Genomic DNA, 6709 nt, shown 5'->3' with positions numbered 1-6709 from the left:
GGACAAGCTTATAAAAGCAAGCAGTAATGCAATATTACTTACCTTTGGTTAAGTTACACCGTAGACTTAGGCTTTTGCTCCTCTATTAGCGATAGTAGATTTGCATAGGTTTTTATAAGCGGTTAATCTAAAATATACAATCGGCTGACACCCAGAATCTAGAGATATCCTCTAGAATCGTGTAAACAACTGCTATGAGTTATCTCCGAGCAGGTTAGCCAGCTAAAATTAGAGGGGGGTTCATCAACCCGATGCGAGAGTCGCGGAAATTATATGGTGTAAATTAGCGCATCTGAACAGCTATTGAGGCATTTTTTAGAGCCTGTGGTGACGTTACAACCCACTCCTCATTTGGTACTTCGCACTGATGCAGGCAATCGCTATCTGCCTCTGGTTGGTAGCAATTGCTGGACTATTGGGCGGAGCGATGATAATAATTTCGTGTTAAGCGATCGGTGGATTTCCCGCAGCCACGCGATGTTACAACGGATGGAAACAGGAGAGTTTTACCTGATCGATCTGGGTAGTCGTAATGGCTCCTTTGTCAACGGGCGGCGGGTGAGTATTCCTGTAACTTTGAAGAATAGCGATCGCTTAGTCTTTGGTCAAACTGAACTTGAGTTTAACTGTCCTCCTACTAATCGCCTTGCTGGCCCATTAATTGAGGCTGATTCTGAAGATTTTACTGCGACTTTGACGGTTCGCAGTCTAATCTCGGTGATGGTAATGGATATCCGAGACTTTACGGTTTTGACTAGGCAACTGGATGAAACGATTCTCTCAGAAGTGATCGGTAGTTGGTTCCGCCAAGCGGGACAAATTATCCGCGAGCACGGTAGTTGGGTAGATAAATACATTGGCGATGCCATTATGGCTGTCTGGTTTCACAAGGCTAACGGCGTTAGTCAGGATGAAATGCTGCGAATTTGTCAAGCTCTAAGTCAACTTCATAAGGCAACAGATGAACTTAGCAGTCGTTATCCCTTACCCTTTCCCTTACGAGTGGGAGCTGGAATTAACACGGGTTATGCGATGGTGGGAAATGCTGGTAGTAGCGATCGCTCAGATTATACAGCTCTCGGAGATACTGTAAATGCAGCTTTTCGCCTAGAATCTTGCACGAAGCAAATTGGTAAGGATATTGCTCTAGGAGAGACAACTTACAAATACCTTTCTGAGTTGGGGGGAAGCAACGTTTTCAAGCAGTATGCCGTTGATTTGAAAGGTTACGAACATCCTACAATTACTTATGGCGGTACTTTTGCTGAGTTAAATAGTTTTCTGAAAACGAAAAGCAATAGCTAGGGGCTAGGGGCTAGGGGCTAGGGGCTAGGGGAAGAAGGGATTAGCAATTAGCCATTAGCCATTAGCAATTAGCCATTAGCCATTAGCCTGTTCTCATGCAACTGAAAATTGCTAATAATTTCAGGACTTGTGCTAAGTAGTCGGACATAATTAAACGTAGGGATCGCGCCTACCTGTGAATTTTATAGCGTTTATTTATGTCTGACTACTTAAAGGAGATTATATAAAGTGCTTGAGTCTTCGCTAATTGTATTACTTAAAGGATTTACCTTGTTTGCTGGACTAATTGTCGCCATTGGTGCCCAAAACGCCTACGTTTTGCGTCAAGGCCTCAAGCGCCAACATCTGTTTGCAACTGCAAGTATCTGTTTTCTATGTGACGCTACTCTAATTGCTATCGGTACTATAGGGTTTGGGACGCTAAGTTTGAAGATTCCAGGGCTATCTAAGATAGCTTTATGGGCTGCTGTGGTATTTCTTTTATTTTATGGCTTACATTCATTTAAATCAGCTTGGACTCCAGGAGCAATAGATATAAATGAACTGGATATCCAGTCAACAAGTCTTCGTAGTAATATTCTGACAACTCTGGCACTCAGCCTCTTAAATCCCCACGTTTATCTTGACACTGTGGTACTTGTGGGTAGTTTTGTGACTCGATACACGGCGAATCAACGGATTTTTTTTGCAGTTGGCGCAAGTCTTGCCTCTCTTACCTGGTTTTTCTCGCTTGCATACGGTGCTGCTTGGCTAGCGCCATTTTTCCAACGTCCATTTACCTGGCGAATTCTTGACAGTATTATTGGCTGTATTATGTGTTCTATAGCTTTTTCACTAGCCCTTTCTGCGGTTAACAATTCATTTTAAACAGGACTTACGCAGAGAAACCAGGTTCCTTATAAAAATCCCTGATTTTCAACTAGATATCTAGGTCTAAACCAGGTTCCCTTCTTCCTTCTTCCTTCTTCCTTCAGCGATAGCTGATAAGGATATAATTCCTAATTAAAGGGTATTTCTACCGAGCGCAGGAAACTTGCGCTCTCTTCTGGTAATGCAGTATTGATATACATTCCACTGCCTAACTCAAACCCGGCTTGCCTGGAAACTCTGGGAACAATAGCGATATACCAATGAAAATATTTTGTCCCCAGTTCCCCTGTTGGTACAGAGCGGATAGTATAATTATAATCAGGATTATTTAATCCATGATAAAGCTTAGCAAGTATAATTTTCATAGTAGAGGCAAGGTCGCCAATTTCCCGATCGGTGATATCATCAAAGGAAGAGGAATGACGACGGGGGAAAATCCAAGTGTGAAAAGGCGAAAGTGCAGCATAGGGAATAAAAGCAACAAAATATTCGCTTTCAACAATTATTCTTTCTTTCGCAGTTAATTCATCTTGTAAAGTTTGACAAAAGAGGCATTCTCCCGTATCGTCAAAATATCTAATTGCTTCGTCAATACGAGTGCGAAATTGGTAAGGGACAACTGGTGTAGCTGCTATTTGCGAGTGGGGATGTTCAAGAGAAGTGCCTGCACTTTCTCCGTGATTTTTAAAGATGATAATTGTCTCAATGCGGGTATCTTTTCTAATTTGTAAATATCGTTGTCGGTAAACTAAAAGAATATTCGCGATATCTTCAACATCTAATAAAGCTGTCGTCAAGTCGTGGCGAGGATGTTCGACTATCACTTCGTGATATCCCATTCCCGACATAGTGCGGTGAATTCCCTCTGATATCCTAACTCGTGCTTGGGTAGGAGACAAAGCGGGAAACTTATTCACAATTGCCCGCACTCTCCACCCGTTTTTATCTGACAAGCGGAAGGCTTCAAAGATTCCATCTTCCTCATTTCCTACACAAAATGGGCAATCATTTTGATGTGCGGACAAGGGTTTTAAGTTTCTTATTGGTAGTGCAAATTGGTCTGGTCTTCTTGCCCTTTCCGTTGCGATAATTACCCAATCTCTAGTAATTATATTTTGTCTGAGTTCAGACATCCTTTAACCTTCCATTTTATCACAGCTTTAATTGATTCGGTATTACCCTGAAGTAGCGATTAGCCATTAGCGACTAGCCATTAGCGATTAGCCATTAGCGATTAGCCATTAAGATTGAGAAACGCTATAGTTTAAAATGTGATTTGTATTCCTAACCAAAATTTGATCATGTGCCGCTTACTCGGCTACCTCGGCCAATCTATTTTACTCGATCGCATCCTGTGTAAACCGGAGCATTCACTGATTATTCAAAGTTATCAACCCCGTGAGATGACATCAGGTTTACTCAACGCCGACGGTTTTGGCGTAGGTTGGCATCACCCACAGCGGGAAACCGATCCATTTACTTACAAGAGTACAGTCCCAATCTGGAATGAAGTCAATATTTCCAGCCTTAGTCGTTACGTTGAATCAAACTCCATACTAGCTTACGTCCGCAGCGCCACTGCGGGTCAAGCCTTAGATTTGAGTAACTGCCAGCCGTTTGTGCGCGATCGCCTCCTATTCGTCCATAATGGCGCAATTAAACACTTTCGGCAAACACTTTACAGACCAATTCGTAACCTACTTAGCGATCGAGTCTACCAATCTATTCACGGCACAACAGATTCAGAGCATATATTTGCCTTATTTAACGAATTGAGAGAAAACGAAAGTTTAAGCATAGAAGATGCTCTGTACAAGACATTAAATATTTTAGCAGAAATGGCAAATTCACCCACATTTCCCTTAAGCAAACAAGGAGTAGAATTTTCGGCTAATATCATTATCAGTGATGGCTACCAGCTAGTAGCTTCTCGCTTTGCCATTGGAAATACGCCTCCCTCCCTCTATTGGCTACGAGAAGATCCAACTTTCCCCGAAGCTGTCATCATTGCTTCTGAACCTTTATTTACTGGAAATTGGCACTCCTGTCCAGCACAAAGTATTATTAGTGTAGGAAAAGACTTTGATATCAACATCTGTAGAATTTCGTAGAGAAGCGATCGCACTTGCCTTGCATCGATGTCGCATCGGTACTTTAAAATTATTTGATGGCATAGATTGGGATACTTTTTGCCGCCAAGCCCATCCAGAGTTCAGTCCCGCCGGCTGGCATCTCGGCCACATTGCTTATACCGAAGAAATGTGGTTATTGCAGCGTTGTGCAGGGATATCACCTGTATTTCCCAAGTATCGTCAACTGTTTGCTGCTGATAGTTTGCCTAAAAAAGAACGAGTTTATTTGCCAACATTTGCAGAGGTATGCTGTTACTTAGAAACCGTTAGAAAAAATGTACTTGATTACTTAATAAAAGCGCCAATAGAAGAGCAAGAACGCCTATGGCAATTTATAATTCAGCATGAAAGTCAGCATTGCGAAATAATTGCTTTTATCTTGCAGATGCAACGAAAAGAAAAAACAATAGGTGAAAAAGAAGCAGGTATTAATATATTACCAACCGCCAATAATTTACACTCTTCTGATTCATCCATGATTGAAATTTCTAGAGGCAAATTTGAGATGGGAAATGATGGCATTGATGCTTTAGATAATGAGAGATCGCGCCACCCGCATTACTTAGAAACCTACTGCATCGATACCTACCCTGTCACCTGCAATCAATACCGAAAATTTATAGATATAGGCGGCTATCAAAATCCCCAATATTGGTCAAAAGCTGGCTGGAAATGGCTGCAAAATAACCCCGTAAACCAGCCCCTTTATTGGTCAAACAACCCAATTTTTGACAATCATCCAGTTTCCGGTGTTAGCTGGTATGAAGCAGAAGCTTATTGTCAATTTATTGGTAAGCGGCTACCCACAGAAGCCGAATGGGAAAAAGCCGCCAGTTGGAGTTCAGAAACACATACTAAAAACATCTACCCTTGGGGAGAAGAAGAACTAAAAATCTATCATTGTAACCATGATAATAGTGTAGGAAAAACCACACCTGTAGATACCTATCCGGAGGGGAAAAATGCTTATGGCTGTTGGGATATGTTAGGCAATGTTTGGGAGTGGACAGCCTCATGGTTTCATGCTTATGAGGGATTTGAAAGCTACCCTTATCAGGGGTATTCTCAAACTTATTTTGATGGGGAACACCGCGTTTTAAAAGGAGGTAGTTGGGCAACTCGCCCCTGGGCTTTGCGTTCTAGTTTTCGCAACTGGTATCATCCCGGAGTGCGACAGATTATAGCAGGTTTTCGCTGCGCTAAATAGTTTTAATTGTAGATGCACAGATGAACGCAGATGTTTATAATAATATTTGCATTCATCTGCTTCGATCGGCAGTTGAAAATCACAAACTTAGCATTTTTGCAATAGATATTATGAAATCTTCATCTTCAAGACTTTCCGAGACCAAAAGATTAGCTAATAGTTCCGATAATCGGCTGTATTTAGAGCAATTGGTTACGCCATCCATACCCTCAGAAATAGCTGGGAGTGATGTAATTAATGGCTTGATTCAGCAACCTAAATCTCTGCCTCCTCGCTATTTTTACGACGATCGCGGATCGAAACTATTCGAGTTGATTTGCGAATTGCCGGAGTATTACTTAACGAGGACTGAAACAGATATTTTACAAGAATATGCTAGCGCGATTGCACTTTTAACTGGCCCTGCTGAAATTGTAGAATTAGGCAGCGGTAGTTCCACTAAAACCCGGATTTTGCTCGATGCTTATTCCAAATTAGAATACCCATTGCGCTATTTACCAATAGACATTAGTGAAACTATTTTAGAAAGCAGTGCTTATCAACTTTTGACGGATTATCCTTCCCTTGAGGTTCATGGAATTGTCAGCACTTACGATTTAGCTTTAGCGAAGCTAACGCCATCACCTTTGCCAACTCGAATGATTTGTTTTTTAGGCAGTACCCTAGGTAATCTAAATCCTGAAGAATGCAATATTTTCTTTTCTCAAATTGTTAGTGCAATGCGGGTGGGAGAGTATTTTTTGTTAGGCGTTGACCTCCACAAATCTAAAGATATTTTAGAGCCGGCATATAATGATAGTCAAGGGGTAACAGCGGCGTTTAACTTGAATATGCTACAACATCTTAACCGTCTGTTTGAAGGCAATTTTGATTTGACGCAGTTTCAGCATTGGGCTTTTTATAATGAAGAATTTCATCAAATTGAGATGCACTTGCAGAGTAAGCGATCGCAAACCATCGAATTGCGGGGTCTAAATTTAACCGTTGAATTTGAGAAGGGGGAAACTATCAGAAGTGAAATTTCACGGAAGTTTGACCTCAAGATAATTCAGGAAGAATTATCCAGTCGATGTTTAGTCCCGCTGCAAGTTTGGACTGATAAAAATAATCGCTTTGGTTTAATGTTGTCGCAGTTGCAATCAAAATTGGAATAATATAGTGGTTTCAGTTCTAACGTAACGCCGCCCTCTGGGCG

6 protein-coding genes are annotated in these 6709 nt (G+C 41.5%); 5 read left to right on the top strand and 1 reads right to left on the bottom strand.

All coding sequences use genetic code 11. The features are described from left to right. Positions 1-324: 324 nt before the first annotated feature. Both PY364_RS02705 and PY364_RS02700 read left to right on the top strand, forming a co-directional pair. On the top strand, positions 325-1305 hold the full coding sequence (locus PY364_RS02705) for an adenylate/guanylate cyclase domain-containing protein (protein ID WP_275520308.1): 981 nt from the start codon (positions 325-327) through the stop codon (positions 1303-1305). 228 nt (positions 1306-1533) lie between these two features. Further along, positions 1534-2172, top strand: a complete 639-nt coding sequence (locus PY364_RS02700; protein ID WP_275520305.1) for a LysE/ArgO family amino acid transporter — start codon at positions 1534-1536, stop codon at positions 2170-2172. Between the two features lie 131 nt (positions 2173-2303). Here the strand turns inward: PY364_RS02700 and galT are convergent, their stop codons facing one another. After that, positions 2304-3308, bottom strand: a complete 1005-nt coding sequence (galT, locus tag PY364_RS02695; protein ID WP_275520303.1) for a galactose-1-phosphate uridylyltransferase — start codon at positions 3306-3308, stop codon at positions 2304-2306. A gap of 168 nt (positions 3309-3476) precedes the next feature. Here galT and egtC point away from each other — a divergent pair, with 168 nt between their 5' ends. Genes egtC through egtD form a run of 3 tightly spaced genes read left to right on the top strand, consistent with a single transcriptional unit; the run spans position 3477 to position 6668 of the window. After that, positions 3477-4286 (top strand): ergothioneine biosynthesis protein EgtC, encoded by an 810-nt coding sequence (gene egtC / locus PY364_RS02690; protein ID WP_275520301.1) that lies wholly within the window; start codon positions 3477-3479, stop codon positions 4284-4286. Further along, the gene (locus PY364_RS02685) at positions 4258-5514 is read left to right on the top strand and encodes an SUMF1/EgtB/PvdO family nonheme iron enzyme (RefSeq protein WP_275520299.1); all 1257 of its coding nucleotides are present in this window, start codon (positions 4258-4260) and stop codon (positions 5512-5514) included. Before egtC ends, PY364_RS02685 begins: the two co-directional genes overlap by 29 nt. A 20-nt stretch (positions 5515-5534) precedes the next feature. Further along, entirely contained in the window at positions 5535-6668 is a 1134-nt protein-coding gene (gene egtD, locus PY364_RS02680) for an L-histidine N(alpha)-methyltransferase (protein WP_275520297.1), read from the top strand. Positions 6669-6709 lie beyond the last annotated feature (41 nt).

The organism is Kamptonema sp. UHCC 0994, from assembly GCF_029167235.1.
Lineage (GTDB): Bacteria > Cyanobacteriota > Cyanobacteriia > Cyanobacteriales > Microcoleaceae > Kamptonema.
Note: the sequence above shows the minus strand (reverse complement) of the source record. Positions and strands in the feature narration are given on the sequence as shown.